At 47.6% G+C, this 21,387-nt stretch carries 14 protein-coding genes, 1 rRNA gene and 1 riboswitch; of the genes, 14 read left to right on the top strand and 1 reads right to left on the bottom strand.

The genetic code is table 11. The features are described 5' to 3' along the window. Window positions 1-48: 48 nt before the first annotated feature. On the bottom strand, window positions 49-1,089 hold the full coding sequence (locus ACH6EH_RS16240; protein WP_397333101.1) for an LCP family protein: 1,041 nt from the start codon (window positions 1,087-1,089) through the stop codon (window positions 49-51). A 225-nt stretch (window positions 1,090-1,314) separates the two neighbouring features. Between ACH6EH_RS16240 and bcp the strand changes: the two genes are divergently transcribed. From bcp to ACH6EH_RS16170, 14 genes are all read left to right on the top strand, one after another. Further along, entirely contained in the window at window positions 1,315-1,776 is a 462-nt protein-coding gene (bcp, locus tag ACH6EH_RS16235; RefSeq protein ID WP_397333138.1) for a thioredoxin-dependent thiol peroxidase, read from the top strand. Between the two features lie 173 nt (window positions 1,777-1,949). Beyond that, entirely contained in the window at window positions 1,950-3,299 is a 1,350-nt protein-coding gene (locus tag ACH6EH_RS16230; RefSeq protein ID WP_397333100.1) for a polysaccharide deacetylase family protein, read from the top strand. Between the two features lie 270 nt (window positions 3,300-3,569). Continuing rightward, entirely contained in the window at window positions 3,570-4,037 is a 468-nt protein-coding gene (locus ACH6EH_RS16225; RefSeq protein WP_397333099.1) for a DUF1641 domain-containing protein, read from the top strand. 31 nt (window positions 4,038-4,068) lie between these two features. Then, window positions 4,069-5,244, top strand: coding sequence for an NAD(P)/FAD-dependent oxidoreductase (locus ACH6EH_RS16220; RefSeq protein ID WP_397333098.1), 1,176 nt, complete (start codon window positions 4,069-4,071; stop codon window positions 5,242-5,244). Between the two features lie 184 nt (window positions 5,245-5,428). Next, a complete protein-coding gene (locus tag ACH6EH_RS16215; protein ID WP_397333097.1) occupies window positions 5,429-6,433 on the top strand; it encodes an AAA family ATPase in 1,005 nt (334 codons plus the stop codon). Beyond that, a complete protein-coding gene (locus tag ACH6EH_RS16210; RefSeq protein ID WP_397333096.1) occupies window positions 6,430-7,752 on the top strand; it encodes a DUF58 domain-containing protein in 1,323 nt (440 codons plus the stop codon). The genes ACH6EH_RS16215 and ACH6EH_RS16210 overlap by 4 nt, the downstream gene beginning before the upstream one ends. After that, window positions 7,718-10,057, top strand: a complete 2,340-nt coding sequence (locus tag ACH6EH_RS16205; protein ID WP_397333095.1) for a transglutaminase-like domain-containing protein — start codon at window positions 7,718-7,720, stop codon at window positions 10,055-10,057. The genes ACH6EH_RS16210 and ACH6EH_RS16205 overlap by 35 nt, the downstream gene beginning before the upstream one ends. Before the next feature lie 78 nt (window positions 10,058-10,135). Continuing rightward, the gene (gene guaA, locus ACH6EH_RS16200) at window positions 10,136-11,674 is read left to right on the top strand and encodes a glutamine-hydrolyzing GMP synthase (RefSeq protein ID WP_397333094.1); all 1,539 of its coding nucleotides are present in this window, start codon (window positions 10,136-10,138) and stop codon (window positions 11,672-11,674) included. A gap of 319 nt (window positions 11,675-11,993) precedes the next feature. Then, on the top strand, window positions 11,994-13,541 hold the full coding sequence (locus ACH6EH_RS16195; RefSeq protein WP_397333093.1) for a type I restriction-modification system subunit M: 1,548 nt from the start codon (window positions 11,994-11,996) through the stop codon (window positions 13,539-13,541). 14 nt (window positions 13,542-13,555) lie between these two features. Beyond that, window positions 13,556-14,770 (top strand): restriction endonuclease subunit S, encoded by a 1,215-nt coding sequence (locus ACH6EH_RS16190; protein WP_397333092.1) that lies wholly within the window; start codon window positions 13,556-13,558, stop codon window positions 14,768-14,770. Between the two features lie 290 nt (window positions 14,771-15,060). Then, window positions 15,061-15,843: an AAA family ATPase gene (locus ACH6EH_RS16185; RefSeq protein ID WP_397333091.1), complete on the top strand. Its 783-nt coding sequence runs from the start codon at window positions 15,061-15,063 to the stop codon at window positions 15,841-15,843. Window positions 15,844-15,870: 27 nt separating this feature from the next. Beyond that, window positions 15,871-18,969 carry an HsdR family type I site-specific deoxyribonuclease gene (locus ACH6EH_RS16180; RefSeq protein WP_397333090.1) on the top strand — a complete coding sequence of 1,033 codons (3,099 nt, stop codon included), beginning with the start codon at window positions 15,871-15,873 and terminating at the stop codon, window positions 18,967-18,969. A 185-nt stretch (window positions 18,970-19,154) separates the two neighbouring features. Beyond that, a riboswitch (purine riboswitch) is annotated at window positions 19,155-19,254 on the top strand. Window positions 19,255-19,483: 229 nt separating this feature from the next. Beyond that, the gene (locus ACH6EH_RS16175; RefSeq protein WP_208204172.1) at window positions 19,484-20,851 is read left to right on the top strand and encodes an NCS2 family permease; all 1,368 of its coding nucleotides are present in this window, start codon (window positions 19,484-19,486) and stop codon (window positions 20,849-20,851) included. A gap of 461 nt (window positions 20,852-21,312) precedes the next feature. Then, window positions 21,313-21,387, top strand: a 16S ribosomal RNA gene (locus ACH6EH_RS16170); the annotation flags it as partial.

Genomic DNA, 21,387 nt, shown 5'->3' with positions numbered 1-21,387 from the left:
ATAATGAGGACAGGCTGCACTGATGGCGGCCTGTCCGTATGATGGGCTTTAGTTGTTGGGTTTAGAGGTACTGCTGTTAGTGCCGGTGCCTTCTTCTACTTCCGGGGCAGGGGGATTCAGAACGTCCTGTACATAATCCTTCAGGCTTTCTGGATTCCCGACCGTGAGCACCGAGGCTCCGCCCACAGTGGTCTCCACGACCAGCTTCATCGGTGGAATCTGCTCACTGCCCTTCATCTCGCTCTGATAACCGACATTGGCCAGCTTCCACATATCACTGACGTCGAGGTTCGTGTCGATATAAGGGCTGATGGATTCCAAAATGTCCGGAAGCTTCATAATCGAGGTTGTAGTCTGGAGCTTCTTCGCTACAGCCTTCAGCAGCTCACGCTGCCGTTCGGTCCGGGTGTAATCTCCCATCTGATCATAACGGAAACGCGCGTATTGCAATGCCTTGTCACCGTCAAGATGCTGCATGCCTTCCTTCAGGTCGATATCATATTCATGATTGTCTGCTTTGCTGCCGTACTTCATATCCTTCTCTACATAGAAATCAACGCCGCCCACGGCATCCACCAGCTTGATAAAGCCCTGAAAATCCGTGTACACATAATACTGGACCGGGATGCCGAGCAGATCGCCAACCGCCTTCATAGCGGTATTAGGGCCATGTGTGACCGCGGTATTGATCCGGCTCTTTCCGTGTCCCGGAATGTCAGTGTACGTATCCCGCATGACAGAGAATAAATGAATCGTCTCATCCACAGGGTCAATCGAGGCGACCAGCATGGTGTCCGAGCGTGGAATTTCGTCCTCCGCAAAGCCCCGGGCATCGACGCCCATCAGCAAAATATTAACAGGCTCCGTGCCTTCCCATTTCGGAGGCTCCGGCGCCTTGGCGTCCACCTGCTCCACATTGCGGAAGGGAGAAGCCTCGCCGTTCTTCTGCAGGCTGTCCAATCCTTGGTAAAACGATGTTCCATAATAAGTGCCGTATCCTAAAATACCCGCCAATAGCAGGCTCACCGTCCAGATCATTGTTTTCTTGAATTTTTTTCTTTTTGCTGCTTTTCGGGTTCTTCGGCTCATGCTCATCAGGCTCTTCCTTTCGGGGACTGCACAAGTGCATTTATAAATATAATGGTTGCTGGCTCTGTACAAGTATTCATTCTATTATAGATATTTTCGAAAAGACAAGCAATTTTAGCTTTGCAGAAGCTGTACTGAAAAGTTGCACTGCCTTCATCCATTTCATAAGATAAGAAGTAGCTGAAGCATGGACAAGTATAGGAGGAGTGACACATCATGAGTGAGATGGGCCTGGAGATTGGACAGACGGTTCCTGATTTTACCCTGCCGGCCTCAAACGGTGAGCAGGTGTCCCTGCGTGATTACAAGGGGAAGAAGGTCGTGATTTATTTTTATCCCAAAAATATGACGCCCGGCTGCACAGACGAAGCCTGCGGCTTCCGGGATGCACATGAGGAGCTTCAGGCAGAGGGAGCAGTCGTGCTTGGCATCAGCCCTGATCCGTTGAAGTCTCACAGCAAATTTATCGAGAAATACGGCTTGCCGTTTCTGCTGCTCTCGGATGAGGAGCACCGTGTGAGTGAGTTGTTCGGAGTCTGGCAGCTTAAGAAAATGTACGGGCGTGAGTATGAAGGTATTGTCCGCTCCACGTTTCTTGTGGATGGGGAGGGCCGTCTCGCCAAGGCCTGGAGTAAGGTGAAAGTAGCGGGCCATGTAGAGGAAGTGCTAAGCGCCGTCAGATCATAAAGCATCAGCCGTTGCCTTGGGGCAACGGTTTTTTTCATAGAACATGCTACATCACGAAGTCTTTAATTTTAATTGCACCCGCGTAGTCTTTTTCAACAGCGGCCCCCATATAATCTATCAGAAAATCCGAAGTGAACGGTCAATCTCATAGATTATGATGGAGGTAGATTCATATGAAAAAAGCAATGCTGTTCTTGGTATGCGCGGTGTGCGGAATCATGTGGCTTCTAATGCTGAAGCCGGATGAGCCATATCTGTCTCCACCCGTTAACCCTGCCAAACCGGATCATCCTACGTTTCATTCTATAGAAGATGCCAAGCCAGTAATGCCCTTCACAATGAAAAAGGCTGCAGACTGTGAAGCGGCCAATACGGCCGTCTCCATGCAGGCCAAGGCGGTGAAGCTCCTCCATAGCCTGCTGTCTTCAAGCAGCGCGCCTCAAGCTCCTGCGGTCCCTCAAGTCCCCGAGACTCCAGCCAAAACCGTGTATCTGACCTTTGATGACGGACCTTCCGGATTGACTGGAGAGGTCCTGGACATCCTGAAAGAGAACAACGTTCCGGCGACCTTTTTCATCCTCGGCAAGCAGGCCGAGCAGCGTCCGGAGCTGGTCAGCCGCATTGCGGAGGAAGGTCACGCCATCGGCAATCATACCTATGATCATGATTACAGCCAGCTGTACCGGAAATTCACGCTGTTTTGGGATCAAATCAAGCAGACTGAGGAAATTATTCGCAGCATCACAGGGGAACGGCCCCAGCTGCTCCGGGCGCCAGGAGGCACAGCAGGAAAATTTGACGAAACCTATTTCAAACTGCTGAAGCAGGCGGGCTACCTTGTGTTCGACTGGAATGCAGACAGCGGTGATTCCAAGCAGATCGGTGTGCCTGCCGACGAGATTGTCCGCCAATCCACGATGCAGACGGCAGGAGATGAGATCAATCTGCTGTTGCACGATGGCGCAGGACACGAAGAAACCGTTAAGGCGCTGCCCCGCATTATCGAGTATTACAAGGAGGCAGGGTACCGCTTTGCCGTGCTGACGCCTGAGACCGCACCGGTACAGTTCAAGGTACAGAGCAAAGTCAAGCCTAAAGAGTCGCAGCCAGGCTCCCGGTGGATTGCCGAGCATATCGTTCCTAACGGACAGCTGTTTGATCAGGGCAAGGTGCTGACGCTCGACATGGCCGGTCTGGCGGCTGAGTTTCAGCCGGGTGAATACCGGATTGAGAACGGCCGGCTCATGGTGCCGCTGCGCTCTGCGGTGGAGCGCCTTGGCGGACGGGTGAGCTGGGACGCGCCATCGAGAACCGCCAGGGTATGGCTTAGCGGAGCGTCATGGAGTGTCGATCCGGGCCTTGGCATGCTCTGGTCCCCGGATACCTCGATGAAGCAGCCTTCGGAGGTGATGATTTGGGGAAATGCCGTGTGGATTCCGCTCCGCGATATTCTGCACTTCTCGGGTCATCCGCTGAATCATGTGGTGACGAAAGAGTATGCTTACAAAATTCAAACTTTGTAGAAAAAACGTGCATTTTTTGTTTGTAATTATGAGGCACAAGTTATAGACTAGAGGTTGAGATAATAATCACAATCCCAACGAAACGGTTTAAAAGGGAGGGGGAGGCGATCCCCCTGCTTTGTTTTGGCGATATAGATTTCCACAAACCCTCACTTTTAAGCAGTGATGCATAATAGCGGCCGGTTATCCCGAAAGTAACACAATGACGAACCGGTTCAATCGCCGCCATTTCTTCTTGGGACCTCATTTAAAGCAAAGGAGGCAATTAACATGACAGAAACATCCCGTCCGCAATCGTCCGAAGGCTCGGAGAAGGTTGCCGAAAATCTGGGAGCACCGCAAGCGGGACTTCCGGATGTGTTTGATCAATTGCTGAAGCCTGAAATTCAGGAATCCCTGACGGTACTGGTAGAGCAGCTTCCCAAGCTGGCTGAAATGCTGACGTTCATGACCAAGGCATATGACTTCGGAAAATCGGTAGCTACCGACCCGGTTCTCGCCGAGGACACCATGGCTTCACTCAGCGGCTTCACCAAGCCGGTAACCGATGCGATGAAGAACACCGCTTCTGCGGCCATTGAGGCCGGAGACCGCGTGCGCCTTCAAGGCGACAGCAACAGCATCAGCGTATTTGGCTTGATGAAAATGCTGAAGGACCCTCAGGTACAGAAGGGCCTGCGCTTTGCACAGGCTTACTTGGATGTGCTCAACGAGCGCGAAGGACAAACGAAACGTTAATTAAGAAACTGGATAAGAACGGAGGATGGTCATGTCTAAACATATTCTGATCCTGGGCGGAGGCTACGGCGGCCTGCTGAGCGCTCTTTCGGCCCGTGAGCATTTCGGAATGAACGCAAGAATCACGGTAGTTAACCGTTTTACAACGCACCAGATTATTACCGAGCTGCATCGTTTGGCGGCTGGCAATATTGCTGAAAAGGCGGTTGCCCTGCCTTTGGACAGGCTGCTTCGCGATGCGAACGTAGACCTGAAGATCGGTACCGTTAAGGAAATCAAGCCGGACAGCCGCTCGGTAGCTCTGGAAAACGGCGCGTCTTTGACGTATGACCTGCTGGTTGTTGCACTGGGCAGCGAAACCGCATTTTTCGGCATTCCTGGACTGCAGGAGAACAGCTTTGTACTGAAGTCCGTGAACGATGCAAACCGTCTGCATAAGCATGTAGAGGACCGCATTGCAGAATACAGCAGAACGAAGAATCCGGCAGACGCGACAATTGTCGTGGGCGGCGGCGGCTTGACCGGCGTTGAGCTTGTTGGCGAGTATGCTGACATGCGTCCAGAGCTTGCCCGTAAATACGGCATTTCTCCGGACGAAATCAAGCTGTACTGCGTAGAAGCAGCACCTTCCATCCTGCCAGGCTTCCCGCCAGAGCTGGTGGACCGTGCGACGACAAGTCTGCAAAAGCGCGGTGTAAACTTCCTTACCGGCCTGCCAATCACGAAGATGGACGGCACCGAAGTAGAGCTGAAGGATGGAAGCACGCTTCAAACAAGTACACTGGTATGGACAGGCGGCGTACAAGGCAACTCCGTGGTGGCGAACTGCGGCATCGAAGTGAACCGCGGCCGTGCTACAGTCAATGAGTTCATGCAGTCTACCTCCCACCCGGATGTATTCCTGGCCGGCGACAGCGCTGTTGTAATGGGGCCGGAAGGCCGTCCGTATCCACCAACAGCACAGCTGGCTTGGCAGATGGGCGAGCTTGTAGGCTATAATCTGTTTGCTTATGCCAATGGCGGAGCTATGGAAGCCTTCTTGCCGGTATTCTCCGGTACACTGGGCAGCCTGGGCCGCAAGGACGCGATCGGTACGATCGGCGCCAACAAGACCCAGCTTAAAGGTCTGCCGGCAACGCTGATGAAGGAAGCAAGTAACATGCGTTACCTGTCCCACATCAAAGGTCTGTTCACACTGGCCTACTAGGTACCCTATACGTAAAGAACCCGAGCCCTCGAAATCCTTTGATTTCGGGGGCTCTTTAGGTTGTGCGCCAAAATCTCCCGCCAAACGTGGTCTATCTTTTTGCAATCTTGGAAAACCTATTCATAGACTCCCGCACATGTTCTGTTCAAAGGGAGAAATGAACGAGAAGAAGAGGTGGAGGCCATTGTTCCATTCATCGTGGCAGTCCCAAGAGCAGGCACACCCGTACTGGGGACCGGAGCTGCTTGCCAGGGTCGTCAAAAAGACAAGCTCTGTCATCCTGGGTCATGACGAAGAAATTTCTCTAATCCTGATTGCTATGCTGGCCGGCGGGCATGTGCTGCTGGAGGATGTGCCAGGCGTAGGTAAGACCAAGCTGGTTCGGACCCTGGCGTCCGTGCTGGGGTGTGATTTTGGCAGAATTCAATTTACGAGTGATCTCATGCCCGGCGACATTACGGGGACGATGATGTATCATCCGCAGCGCGGAGAATTCCAATTCAAGCGGGGCCCCGTGCTTTCAGCCCATTTGATCCTGGCGGACGAGATTAACCGGGCCTCTTCCCGGGCCCAGTCTGCGCTGCTGGAGCTGATGGAGGAGGGGTCTGTCAGTGTGGACGGCGAAACCTACCCGCTGCAATCCCCCTTTTTCCTGCTGGCCACGCAAAATCCGATGCAGTTCGAGGGCACTAACCGGCTGCCGGAGGCTCAGCTGGATCGCTTTATGATGAAATTGGGGCTCGGTTATCCCCATATGGAGGATGAGCTGCTGCTGCTTCAGCGGGCACACGGCGAAGGCGCGCAGCGGCTGCCGGGACCTCTCCTGGCCCCTTCAGAGCTGTTGAATATGCAGCGGGCGGCTTCCCGGGTGTATGTCGACGACAGCATTCAAAAATACCTGGTGCAGATCGCAGCGTCCTCCCGCACAGATAAGGGCATCCGGCTTGGCATCAGTCCGCGGGCAGTCCTGGCCTGGATGAGGGCATCCCAGGGCTCTGCCTTTATGGATGGCCGGATGTACGTCATTCCGGACGATTGTCTCCGGGTCGCTGTGCCCGTACTGGCTCATCGCCTGCAGCCGGCTTCCGGAGTCCTGGCGTCCGGATGGAGCGCAGCAGATACCGTCAAGCAGCTGCTGAGCCGATTTGAGCTGCCACGGCAGCGAGCGGCAAAAGGCGGACGTGGATGAAGCGCGCGCATCCGCCGGCTTCCCGCCCTGCAACAGAAGACAAGGCGTCCTTAGCCACGGGGAGCAGTATGGTCTGGGCCTGGCTAAGAGCTATATGTCTCTGGGGCATCGCAGGGGTCCTTTACACCTGGCTCGGCGGGGCGTCGCTGCGATTTCTGTGGCTGCTGTGCACGGCCATACTGCTGAGCGGCGCTCTGCTTGGCCTAACCGGACCAAGAGCGATCAAGATAGACCGCAAGCTTTCTCCTGCCTGCATTTATGCAGGTGAAGAGACAGAGCTCACGGTTTCGCTGAAATTCGTCACGCTGATGCCAGTACCTTGGATGATGCTTCAGGTGCAGATCGGGGGAGCGGTCGTCCGCAAGCTCTGGTTCCCCGGCTTCCGGCGGGCTGCTGAGTTCAGCTGCCGGATTCCGCTGAAGGAGCGGGGGGGCTGGGAAGGGGGGACCTGTACGGTGAAGTGGGGCGATATGTTCGGCTGGTTCCGTTATCGCAGGGAGGTGAAGGGAATGAGGGAGATTCAGGTGATTGTGCTGCCCAAGCCGATGAATCTGAAGGGCTATGATGAGCGAATCCTGGCAATGGATCAGCAGGACGTTCCTTCTCCTTTCCATAGCCAGGGCTGGCCGGGGCTGGACCTCCGGGAGTATGTACCGGGTGATCCGCTGAAGTGGGTTCACTGGAAGAATAGTGCCAGAGCGGGAAGGCTGCATAGCCGTGTTCCGGAGCAAGGACCGCTGACAGAGCGGCTGATCCTGCTGGATACGGAGGCTTCCGGTTATCCCGTCTCCGGCAGCTGTCCTGGCGAAGAGCTCTTTGAGCTCGCTGTTTCCGCAGCGGCCGGCTTGCTGTACCGGGCGGCGCTGACTCAAGGCGAAGCATATTTACAGCTGCCGGGCCACACGGCTTCCATCGTACATCTGCGCCGAGAAGAGCAGGGCGGGGAAGGCGGCTGGCTTCTGCCGCTCGCAGATGTACAGCTGCAGGCTTCCCCGGCAGAAGCCGACCTGCAGCTGGATGAATTCAGCGCATTCCGTTCGCTGGACGTGCACGTCGTCACCGGTGTCCTGCATCCCGGGCTGGCAGAAGCAATATTCAGGCTGCGGCGGGCTGGAAAGCAGGTTACCGTGCATCTCATTCTCGCTAAGCAGCAGACTGGTGGCAGAGAGCTGACCGGGGTGGAACGGCAATGGATGGAGTCCGGCGGTCGGCTGTTTGACCTCCGTGACGGATTTTTTTACCCGGCAGGGCTGACGGACAGCCTGCCTGATCAGGAGGAGTACCATGAGCCTAATATCCGCTCCGATGCAGAAGCCTGAACAAGCCGCGCGTCAGCAGCTTCGCAGATCTAACGCTTCTCCGTTTGTCTTGAGATGCATGATGACTCTTCCTGCCGCCGGGCTGCTGATCGAGTGGCTGCTGCCGCTTCAAGGGCTGGGCGGGAGTAACGGAGGAGAAATGCTGGGTCTTTTATTCTGCCTGACCGGTATATTACTGCTTCAGGGACTGAGCGGCTTAAAGGAATGGCTGTGGCTTCCGCTGAATGCGGTGCTGCTGCTGGGGTGCTGGGGCTATCTGCTGGATGCGCCGTCTCTGCTGTATGGGGTGGGAGAGTATCTTCAGAATATTCTCCCGAGTGATGCCGCCCTGCTGTCGCAGCCGCAGCATTTCAGCCGGCTCAGCACAGAAAGCCGCGCCTTGATTCTTCTGCTGGGCTGGGCAACGCTGGTATCGGCGGTGCAGCTGCTGTTTCTGCATCGCGGCAGCTTATGGCTGTTTGGCGGAGCTACAGTCCTGTATCTTGCTGTGCTGGAGGGCGCGCTGGAGCTGCCTGTCTATGGCGGGTTTATCCGCTGTGCATTTTGGATGCTGCTGGCGCAAGGGATCTCCTTCTTTATTTCATTACAGCTGGAAGAAGCGGGTTCCGGAGAAGAGGGAGTGCCTGTGTTGAAAAACAAGGCATTCCTGCGAAGCCTGCAGAGCCGGCTGCTATGGATTACCCTCGCTGCAGCAGGGGTGCCGGGAATGCTGTATGCCGCAGGCCAGGCGGTGGAGCCAGCTTCCGGGAACGGCTGGACGCTGGAATCCATGGTCCAACGGGTGTCGGACTGGTCTGCAGGCACAGCCGGCAGCTCTGTGAAAAGCCGAGGGAGCAGCCGCACCGGCTATGATGCGCTGAGCGGAGATCTTGGCGGACCGCTTGAGATCGACACCGAGCTGGTGTTTACCGTGCAGTCAGGGCGCCCTTCGTACTGGCGGGGAGAAGCGATGGCCTATTATTCCGGCAGGCGCTGGATTGCCGAAGACCGCGTGCCGGTTTCTTTAGAAACCGGGAGTGGCGCCGCCACCCGGCAGCCGGCCTCCGGAGCGGCTCATAGGCAGACCTTTACCCTGCACAGCTCCGCGTATGATGGGATGCCGATCTTCTCTGGCGGTGTCGTGAGCGGAGTCGAAAACTTTGCAGACCATCACGGAGAAGCGCTGTCTCCAACGCTTGCATCCGGTCTGATCTCCGGTGCTATGTATCTGGAGGGGGGCATAGATGGCCTGAAATCTTACACCGTAACATCGGAGCCGGTCTCTCTGGAGCCGCCTGACGGCAAGCAGGCCTTCACGGAGAAGAAGACTTCTCCAGAAGGACTCCTGTCCCAAGCTTCCCTGCAGGTATTACAAGAGGAGGGGCTCCAAAGTGCGTTATCTCCTTACCTCCAGCTGCCTTCCGATCTTCCCGGACGCATTGGAAAGCTGGGCTTCCAGCTAACAAAGGAGACAGATGATGTCTACAGCCAAGCGCTGAATGTACAGACCTATCTGAAAAATAACTTTCCTTACACCTTGAACACCACCATTCCCGCAGGGGGTGAGGATTTCGTCGATGATTTTCTGTTTCAGCAGAAGCAGGGGTACTGCACTCATTTTGCTACCGCGATGACCGTGCTGCTGCGGACCCAAGGCATCCCGGCAAGATATGTGACCGGCTTCGCGCCCGGGGAGCGGGATGACCAGCTGTCCGATACGTACCGAGTAACACAGCAGGAGGCTCATGCCTGGGTGGAGGTATATGTGCCGGAGCAGGGCTGGACGGCCTTTGATCCTACACCGGGCTATCATGCAGATGGGCCCGCTATGAGCTCCCGGGCAATTCCCTCTAAGCAGGGCTTGACGCAGCAGCTCGGCGATTTTATGCAAATGCTGGGTGAGTCGTGGAGAAGTCTGAAGAACGGAGCTGCTTCATCGCAGTTCTTGCTGATCACACTGTGTGCCCTGCTTTTGTTGCCTATTCTTACCGTGGCTGCGGTCCGGGTGTGGCGGGTGCGTCTTCCCGGGAACAGGCTTCGTAAAGGAGCGGCGCAGGATGCGGCTGTGCTGGAGAGAGAGCAGCTATTGTGTGCGGCAGATCAGGTATGGAGACGCCTTGCGAAACGTTATGGGGCATTGGGGAATGCGGTTACCGTCAAAAAGTACATGCAGGCTCTGCCCCTCCGCGAAGCACAGCTTTGTGCCGAGCTGGCCTCCTTTGCTGCTCTGTGGGAACGTACTGCGTACGGCGCGGAGAGGCTGAGTCGAAGCGAGAAGGTAAGCTTTTTACGGCAATGCCGTTCTCTCGCCAAAAAGCTGTCATAAAAACATCCCCTCCCTTTCCTTGACGGTATGAATTGGGGTTGCGTATAATTAATCTCAATAATTGAGGGAGGCCCGTTAATGAACAAGCCTAATGAAATCATCGTTGTCTTGGACTTCGGTGGACAGTATAACCAGCTTATTGCACGACGGATTCGTGATTTGGGAGTATACAGCGAGCTGCTGCCTTACAATACTCCAGTCGAGAAGATTCAAGCGTTGTCGCCGCGCGGCATCGTTTTTTCCGGAGGACCCTCTAGTGTGTATGCAGAAAATGCGCCGCATGTGGATCCGGCTATCTATGATTTGAAGGTTCCGATTTTTGGAATTTGCTATGGCATGCAGCTGATGGCCCATCAGCTGGACGGTAAGGTAGAACGTGCCTCCAAGCGGGAGTATGGCAAGGCTGAGCTGATGTTCAATGAGAACTCGGTGCTGGTCAAAGGTCTGGAGAATAACCAGACGGTCTGGATGAGCCACGGGGATCATGTTGTGTCCCTGCCAACCGGCTTCAAGCTGGACGCGGGCACGGAATCTGCCCCGATCGCAGCGATGAGCAATGTGGACAAGCAGCTGTACGCGGTGCAGTTCCATCCGGAGGTTCGTCATTCCCTGCAGGGCAATGAGATGATCAAGAACTTCCTGTACGAGGTCTGCGGCTGTGAAGGCAATTGGAGCATGGAGACGTTCATTGAGGATCAGATCCGCGAAATCCGCGAGACGGTCGGACAGCAGAAGGTTCTCTGCGCACTGAGCGGCGGCGTTGATTCTTCCGTCGTAGCTATGCTCATTCACAAGGCGATTGGCAACCAGCTGACCTGTATGTTTATTGACCATGGCCTGCTGCGCAAAGGCGAAGCGGAAAGCGTCATGGAGACCTTTGTCGGCAAGTTCGACATGAAGGTGGTCAAGATTGATGCGCGTGATCGTTTTATGTCTAAGCTTGCGGGTGTCGATGATCCGGAGCAAAAGCGTAAGCTGATCGGCAATGAGTTCATTTACGTGTTTGATGAGGAGTCCGCAAAATTCGATGATTTTGCCTTCCTGGCTCAAGGCACGCTGTATACAGATATTGTGGAGAGCGGGACGGATACGGCTCAAACGATCAAATCCCACCACAATGTCGGCGGTCTGCCGGAGGACATGAAGTTCAAGCTGATTGAGCCGCTGAAGACCTTGTTCAAGGACGAGGTTCGCAAGGTTGGCGAAGAGCTTGGTCTGCCGGAGGAAATTGTATGGCGCCAGCCGTTCCCGGGACCGGGCCTTGCAATTCGCGTGCTGGGTGAGGTTACCGAAGATAAGCTGACCATCGTCCGCGACTCGGATTACATTTTGCGTGAAGAGATTGCCAAGGCCGGTCTTGACCGCGAAATCTGGCAGTATTTCACCGCGCTGCCGAACATGAAATCCGTTGGAGTTATGGGAGATGCCCGTACGTACTCCTACACCGTCGGCATTCGTGCTGTTACGTCCATCGACGGCATGACCGCAGACTGGGCGCGTATTCCGTGGGATGTGCTGGAGAAAATCTCCGTACGCATCGTCAACGAGGTCGACAACGTCAACCGCATCGTATACGATGTGACGAGCAAGCCGCCGGCAACGATTGAGTGGGAATAATTAAGCGACACTTTAAACAATGAAAAACGTTTATTTTGCGCCGTTTAGGTAAAACTTATATGACTTTCTGAGATCAAAATTCTTTTGAATTGTCTCCAAGATTGTCGTCAAAAACTCTCGCCGAATGATTGTCGGTGGGAGTTTTTATTTAGATATTAGCCGTTTGCATGCGTGGAACGCACATAACGGAATTACGATCAATCGACTTCATCATAATGGCATGGTGTATAATGTGGTATGTGACTGTCGAATAAAAGAAATTTTGAGTAGAGTATGGAATAAGTTTTGTTGTTAGCAGGATAATTTGGAGGTATATACAATGACAAGTACAGCACAACGTGCCGAATTACAATCCCAAATCTGGAAAATAGCCAATGATGTCCGTGGCTCAGTAGATGGATGGGATTTTAAACAATATGTATTAGGAACGCTGTTTTACCGTTTCATTAGCGAGAATTTCTCTAGCTATATTGAAGCTGGAGACGAAAGTATCAAGTATGCAGAATTACCTGATGAGATTATAACGAAAGAAATCAAAGAGGATGCCATTAAAACAAAAGGTTATTTCATCTATCCGAGTCAGTTGTTTACTAATATCGCGAAAACCGCCAACGCAAATGAAAGCTTGAATACAGATTTAGCTGCGATATTTGCTGCTATTGAAGGTTCAGCAAATGGTTATCCATCGGAATTAGATATTAAAGGATTATTTGCTGATTTTGACACCACAAGCAACCGACTGGGGAATACGGTGAAAGATAAAAACAGTCGTTTAGCTGCTGTTATTAAAGGTGTTGCAGGGCTTAATTTTGGTAAATTTGAAGATAATCAAATTGATCTGTTTGGTGATGCCTACGAGTTTCTGATCTCTAATTATGCTGCTAACGCAGGTAAATCTGGAGGGGAATTCTTCACACCTCAGCATGTATCAAAGCTTATAGCTCAATTAGCCTTACACAAGCAAGCAACAATTAACAAAATTTATGACCCAGCATCTGGTTCGGGATCACTCTTATTACAAGCAAAAAAACAGTTTGATGCTCATATTATCGAAGATGGGTTTTACGGACAAGAGATTAACCATACAACGTATAACCTTGCTCGTATGAATATGTTTCTACACAATATAAATTATGATAAGTTTCATATTGCTTTAGGAAATACGCTATTAGACCCTCACTATGGAGATGAAAAGCCTTTTGATGCCATTGTATCGAACCCACCTTATTCCGTAAATTGGATCGGTAATGATGACCCCACGCTTATTAATGATGAAAGATTTGCTCCTGCAGGCGTACTAGCGCCAAAGTCTAAAGCTGATTTTGCTTTTGTACTTCATGCTCTCAGTTATCTTTCAAGCAAAGGTCGTGCAGCCATCGTTTGCTTCCCTGGTATCTTTTACCGTGGTGGTGCAGAACAGAAAATTAGAAAATATCTGATTGATAATAACTTTGTTGAAACGGTTATTTCATTAGCACCTAACCTGTTCTATGGGACATCAATTGCGGTTAATATCTTGGTTCTTTCTAAACATAAAACCGATAATCAAACGCAATTTATTGATGCAAGTGGCGCGGATTTTTATAAAAAAGCAACAAATAACAACATACTTACAGATGAACACATTGAGCGAATTATTGAAATGTTTGACGCTAAAGAAGATGTAGACCATGTTGCAAAATCTGTTGATTACGATGTGATCGTACAAAATGAGTACAACCTTTCTGTTAGCTCCTATGTAGAAGCAAAAGACACAAGGGAAGTCATTGATATCAATAAGTTGAATGAAGAGATAAAAACGACTGTAGCAAAGATAGACCAACTTCGTGCTGAAATTGATGACATTATTGAGGTGATTGAAAAGTGATTAATCCGAGTCTTATGGATAAATGGCTTGATGGGTTTGAAGTTGAGTGGAAGGCCTTGGGGGAAATTGGTGAATTTACACGAGGCAAGAGATTTGTAAAAACCGACATGCATTCAGAGGGGTTTCCGTGTATTCATTATGGTGAAATGTATACACATTATAATATCTGGGCAGAAACGACAAAATCTTTCGTTAGTCACGATTTAGCTTCAAATCTAAGAGTTGCAAATCATGGTGATGTAGTAATTGTAGCCGCTGGTGAAACAATTGAAGATATCGGAAGAGGTACTGCTTGGCTTGGAAATACGGGTGTTGTTATTCATGACGCTTGTTTTTCATATAGAAGTTCTTTAAATCCTAAGTATGTTTCTTACTTTTTACGAACTAATAATTTTCATAACCAAATTAAGAAACATATATCTTCGGGGAAAATATCCTCAATTAGCGCGAAAGGCTTAAGTAAAGCGAAGATACCCATCCCGCCGTATAATATTCAAGAAAAAATAGTCCATATATTGGACAATTTTATAGATCTTACAGCAGAGCTTACAGCAGAGCTTACAGCTCGTAAAAAGCAATATACATTTTACCTTAATAAATTGTTGACTTTTAACGAGAATGAAGTTGATTGGAAGTCATTGGGGGATGTGGGTGAATTTACACGAGGCAAGAGATTCGTAAAAACCGACATGCTTTCAGAGGGTTTCCCATGTATTCATTATGGTGAAATGTATACGCATTACAATATCTGGGCGGAAAAGACAAAATCGTTCGTTAGTGATGATTTAGCTTCAAAACTAAGAATTGCGGATCATGGCGATGTTGTAATTGTTGCCGCTGGCGAAACGATTGAAGACATTGGAAAAGGAACTGCATGGCTTGGTAATACAGGGGTAGCTATTCATGATGCTTGTTTTTCATATAGAAGTTTTTTGAATCCTAAATATGTTTCATACTTTACACGAACCAAGCAATTTCATAATCAAATTAAAAAACATATATCTTCGGGGAAAATCTCGGCGATTAATGCGAACGGCTTGAGTAAAACAATAATCCCCATCCCACCCATTGAAGAACAAGACCGTATCGTATCTATTTTAGACAAATTCGATGCCTTAACATCATCAATTAGAGAGGGTTTGCCTCGTGAAATAGAGTTGCGTCAAAAGCAATATGAATATTATCGTAATATGCTTCTTACCTTTCCAAACGAGCAGGTAAAGGCATAATATGGGCATTTCATTAATTGAAATTGCACAACAATTAAAAGATAGTGATTAAAAAGTTCAACTAATTTATGGCTTTAATGGAAATGGAAAAACCAGACTTTCAAAAGAATTTAGATTGTTGGTTGCACCTAAAAACGATGCAGAGATTGATGTAACAGGGCTAGCCAGCAAAAAAATCATTTACTACAACGCTTTTACGGAAGATTTGTTCTATTGGGACAATGATCTAGCAAATGATACTCATTTAAAACTTAGAATTCATTCTAACTCTTTTACTGAATGGGTGCTAAATGAACAAGGACAAGATCAGAATGTCATGTCATTTTCAAAATTATACCGATTCTAAATTAACACCTAAATTCAATTCGGATTATTCGGAAGTTACATTTTCTTATGAACGGGGAAATGAAGAGCCTTCTCCTAACATAAAGATTTCAAAGGGTGAGGAAAGTTGCTTTGTTTGGAGTGTGTTTTATAGTTTACTTAACCAAGCGATTGATGTATTAAATGTAGCTGAGCCAAATGAACGAGAGACAGATAAACTTAATCAGTTGGAATACGTGTTTATTGATGATCCTGTCACTTCGTTAGATGACAACCATCTGATTCAGTTGGCAGTTGACTTGGCTCAATTAATCAAAAGAAGTGAATCCGAACTGAAATTTGTTATTACAACTCACAATCCTATATTTTATAATGTGCTTTATAATGGACTTAATAAAAAGACCTGCTACATGCTAGACCGTCAAGAAGACGGCACTTTCGATTTAAAAGAAAAACCAGGAGACTCAAATAAGAGTTTTTCATATCACTTGCATTTGAAGAAGACGATAGAGGAAGCTATTGAGAACAATCAAGTACAAAAATATCATTTTACTCTTTTAAGAAATCTATATGAAAAAACAGCTAGTTTTCTTGGATTTCGAGAATGGTCTGACTTATTACCTGATAACAAACAAACTTATTATAATCGAATTATCCAATTTACCAGTCATTCTACACTGGCGGATTCAAGTGCAGCAGAGCCGTCTCCTCAAGAAAAACAAACAGTTAGGCTATCATTTGATAAATAACTATAGCTTTAGGAAGGAGGCATAAAGATGAGTGAGTACAAAACCATTGCAGAATCGAATCACTACATCGTACTAGATAAATATAGCAAGATAGCAGAGCAAGGGGTAGGCTATCAAACGGAAGCTAGTTTAGAACGAGAACTGGTTCAAGATTTAGTGAATCAAGGTTATGAATATGTTTCTAATTTAACTACTCCTGAACAGATGCTGGCTAATGCTCGTGTGCAGATCCAAGACTTGAATAAAATGCAATTTTCAGATGCCGAATGGCTTAGGTTTTGTGAGCAATATTTAGATAAACCGAGTGACAACCATATCGATAAAACCCGTAAAATACATAACGATTATATATATGATTTTGTGTTTGATGATGGACATATTCAGAATATCTACCTAGTAGATAAGAACAATATTGCCGGTAATAAAGTCCAGGTCATTTCGCAATTTGAACAAAAAGGAACTCAAGCTAATCGATATGACGTTACCATCTTAGTCAATGGCTTGCCCCTAGTACAAGTGGAACTTAAAAAGCGTGGGGTTGCCATTCGTGAAGCCTTTAATCAGGTTCATCGATATAGTAAAGAGAGCTTTAATTATGAAAACTCTCTATTTAAATTTGTCCAGATTTTCGTGATTTCTAATGGTACAGATAGCCGATACTTTGCAAATACGACGAAACGGGATAAGAACAGTTTTGACTTTACGATGAATTGGGCCAAAGCGGATAATGTCTTAATTAAAGATATAAAAGATTTCACAGCTACATTTTTTCAAAAAGATACTTTACTAAATGTATTATTGAAATATTCTGTATTTGATGCCAGTGACAACCTGCTGATTATGCGCCCATATCAGATTGCTGCCGCGGAGAGAATTTTATGGAAAATTAAAAGTGCATACCAAGCAAAAAAATGGAGCGCCATTGAAAGCGGCGGATATATTTGGCATACAACAGGTTCGGGAAAAACGCTTACGAGTTTTAAAGCAGCTCGCTTGGCTACTGAACTAGATTTCATTGATAAAGTCTTTTTTGTTGTAGATCGGAAAGACCTTGATTTTCAAACGATGAAAGAGTATCAGCGATTTTCTCCTGACAGTGTGAATGGTTCAGAGAGTACCGCAGGGTTGAAGCGAAATATTGAAAAGGACGACAATAAAATTATTGTAACGACGATTCAAAAACTGAACAACCTCATGAAAAGTGAAGCTGGGTTACCAATATATCATAAACAAGTGGTATTTATTTTTGATGAAGCCCACCGTTCACAATTTGGTGAAGCTCAAAAAAATATCAATAAGAAGTTTAAGAAGTTTTATCAAATTGGATTTACAGGTACACCTATTTTTCCTCAAAATGCATTAGGTTCTGAAACGACGGCTTCTGTCTTTGGTCGAGAATTACACTCTTATGTCATTACGGATGCCATTAGAGATGAGAAGGTTTTAAAGTTCAAGGTAGATTATAACGATGTCCGCCCTAAGTTCAAAAGTATTGAGCAAGAACAGGACGAGAAAAAACTATCGGCTGCAGAGAATAAAGAAGCATTACTGCATCCTGAACGAATTAAAGAAATATCTCACTATATCCTTAATAATTTTAGAGTAAAAACTCATCGTCTAAACGCGAATGGAAATGGATTCAATGCCATGTTTGCTGTGAGTAGTGTTGACGCAGCCAAGCTCTACTATGAATCATTGAACAACTTACAAGAGGGAAGTGACAAACCCCTTAAGATTGCGACAATCTTCTCCTTTGCTGCTAATGAGGAACAAAGTGCAATAGGTGAAATTCTTGATGAAACGTTTGAACCCACAGCGATGAATAGTAGCGCCAAAGAGTTTTTAAGCTCAGCCATTAAAGATTATAATACAATGTTTAGAACCAATTATGGCGTAGAAAGCAAGGAGTTTCAAAATTATTATCGTGACCTTGCCAAACGAGTAAAAGACAAAGAGATTGATTTGTTAATTGTAGTTGGAATGTTTTTAACAGGTTTTGATGCCCCTACATTAAATACTTTGTTTGTGGATAAAAACCTTAGGTATCATGGCTTGATGCAAGCTTTTTCGAGAACAAATCGTATTTATGATTCCACCAAAACGTTTGGGAATATTGTTACTTTTAGAGATTTAGAACAAGCGACCGTAGACGCCATTACGCTATTCGGAGATAAAAACACTAAAAATGTGGTCTTGGAAAAAAGTTATAAAGAGTATATGGAAGGATTCGCTGATGTGGCAACGGGTGAAGCCCGTCGTGGCTATGCTGATGTAGTAAGAGAATTAAAGGAACGTTTTCCTAATGTCGATGAGATTGTTACTGAAAAGGATAAGAAAGAATTTACTAAACTATTTGGTGAATATCTGCGTATTGAAAATATCCTGCAGAACTATGATGAATATTCAGCTTTAAAAGCTTTACAAACCGTAGATCTGACGGACTCGGATGCAGTTGAAGATTTTAAGTCTACACATTATGTAACAGATGAGGATATAGCTGTTATGCAAGAGACACAAGTGTTAGAAGAAAGAGCTGTTCAAGATTATCGTTCATCCTATAATGATATTCGTGATTGGTTTCGACGTGAAAAGGCTGGAAGAGAAAAAGGTAATTCAACCATTAATTGGGATGATGTTGTCTTTGAAGTAGATCTTCTGAAATCACAAGAGATTAACTTAGATTACATTCTTGAACTTATTTTCGAACATAACAAAAAGGTGAAAGATAAAGCATCTTTGGTTGAAGAAGTTCGTCGCATCATTCGTTCCAGCATAGGAAACCGTGCAAAAGAAAGTTTGGTAGTTGACTTTATCAATCGAGCTGATTTAGATCGAATTCAGGATAAAGCAAGTATCATTGAGGCCTTCTTCTCATTTGCTCAAACGGAGCAAAAACGTGAAGCAGAAGAATTGATTATGAGTGAAAATCTTAATGAAGAAGCTGCAAAAAGATATATTCTAACTTCATTAAAAAGAGAATATGCCAGTGAAAATGGAACAGAGCTAAATGCAATTCTTCCTAAAATGAGTCCGCTTAATCCTCAGTATTTAACAAAAAAGCAGAGCGTTTTTCAGAAAATCTCTGCCTTTGTGGATAAATTTAAGGGAGTGGGAGGTAAAATATAATAAATATATATATAAATTTTCCCATTATTGTATTTTAGTATCTTCGACTTATTGAGGTTCGAGATAGAGATTTCGCTGTGAGACGTTATTTCCGAACAATACTAGGAAATGAAATGTCGATTATTCGCTTTTTTTGTTGACAAAAACACGCCTTCGACCTAGAATGTTCATAGATAATATGACAACAACGATATATAAGCTTTTTTCGTATAATCCTGGGAATCGGCCCGGGAGTCTCTACAAGGTCACCGTAATGATCTGGCTACGAAAAGAAATGCAAGCTTTAGCGGCTGACTGTGCTGCTCCACCCATCATCTTTTTATTCTCACCCGCCGGTAGTGACTGGATCCAAGCAGCTGGTGTTACTCCCGGAGCAGGAGAAGGAAGAGTTGATGGAATTGGATCAACCGGCTCAGTACTGCTGGGATGCATATCTTTTTAAGCGGGTGCCCTGGAGATATTTCTTCAGGGCTTTTCGTCGTTGGTCACTAATTTTAAGGGGGATATCTCAACAATGGAGCGTTTCTTTAAGTTAAAGGAACACGGAACAAATGTCAGAACCGAGATGATTGCAGGCTTGACGACTTTCATGACGATGGCTTACATCCTGTTCGTCAACAATCTGTTTCTGGGTCCTGATGGTGCTGGCATTCCGCAGGAGGGTGTGTTTTTCGCCACCGCGGTAGGTGCCGGTCTCGTTACAATTGTGATGGGATTGTTTGTTAACATTCCGATTGCACTTGCTCCGGGTATGGGCCTGAACGCTTACTTTATGACCGTCGTGCTGAGCTCGAACGGAGCCATTACGTGGCAGGCTGCTTTAGGTGCTGTATTTTTATCCGGTATTATTTTTCTGATCCTGACCGTAACGAAGGTTCGTCAAATGCTGCTGACGGCCGTGCCGAACAACCTGAAGGTTGCCATTACAGTCGGTATTGGCTTGTTCATCACCATTATCGGCTTCAAGCTGGGTAATCTGGTCTCGGTTAATATTAATCCGGGAACAGACATCAGCCAGCCTGTTGCTGGCGGGGCGTTCAACCTGGCGCTGGGTAACTTCATGGAGCACAAGGACGTGTTGCTGGCGCTAATTGGTCTCTTCCTGATTGCGATTCTGATGGTGTTGAAGGTCAAGGGTGCGCTTCTGATCGGGATCGTGGCAACGACATTGATCGGGATTCCGATGGGTGTAACGAACACAGCGGGACTGAGCGGTGCAAGCTGGTTCCCATCCTTTGATAACCTGGCTGTAGGGCAGATGGATATTAAGGGCGCCATTGGCATTGGCTTGCTAGAAGTTATTTTTATTTTCACGTTTGTTGAGTTGTTCGATACCTTCGGTACGCTCGTAGGTACTGCAGGCCGTGCTGGTCTGCTGAAGAACAAGGAGCAAGGCGAGAAGAAGCTGGGTAAAGCAATGCTCGTGGATGCTGGCGGTGTCAGTGCAGGGGCTTTCCTGGGAACTAGTACAGTAACAGCATTCGTGGAAAGTGCTGCAGGCGTAGCTGAAGGCGGACGTACAGGTCTGACGGCGGTAACTACAGGAGTTCTGTTCATTCTCTCCCTGTTCCTCGCTCCACTGGCACTGATCGTACCGGCAGCTGCTACAGCACCCGCGCTCATTATCGTGGGAGTATTAATGATGAGCCAGGTGCGGGAAATTGAATGGGATGATTTCTTTATCGCATTCCCGGCTTTCCTGACAATTGTATTGATGCCGTTCACTGGCGGTATCGCTAACGGAATCTCTGCAGGTATTATTTCGTACGTAGTGCTCTCCGTATTTGCAAAAATGTCCGGTCGCGACGTCAAGGTACACTGGCTGATGTGGATATTGTTTATCATTATTGTTTTGCGCTATGCAATGCTCGGCATCGAATAGATAAGATATCTTTAGACCCGTCTCTATAGAAGAGGCGGGTTTTTACTTTATTTCATGGATGTAATACTGCTTTGTTTAGGTGTGCTTTTTCGGTCTATATTATAGAAGAGATTTTTCATGAGTGTTCACCCCGCAATTAAATATTAATAAAATGCTTGCATAATAACTGACCCGTGTGTTATATTATATTTCCGGCCGCGAAACGGTGGTTGGATGTCACGGTGAAGAGACACGGCAAGCGAAATGCTTGAAATAAACTTTCAAAAAAAGTGCTTGCTAAGTTGGAACCAACGTGATATACTATAAAAGTTGCTGAGACGAGAGGTTGTCGGAGCGACAGAAACAGAATTGATCTTTGAAAACTGAACAACGAGTGAGTTAAACCGATCTTGCCTTACGGTGAGATCAGCAATGAGATTTTATAATCTCGTCAGTTTTGAAATGAGCAATGGAACTCAACTTTCATGGAGAGTTTGATCCTGGCTCAGGACGAACGCTGGCGGCGTGCCTAATACATGCAAGTCGAGCGGACTTGA

It is taken from the genome of Paenibacillus sp. JSM ZJ436, assembly GCF_044383795.1.
GTDB classification, from domain to species: domain Bacteria; phylum Bacillota; class Bacilli; order Paenibacillales; family Paenibacillaceae; genus Paenibacillus_AQ; species Paenibacillus_AQ algicola.
This window is presented reverse-complemented; position numbering and strand designations above follow the sequence as displayed.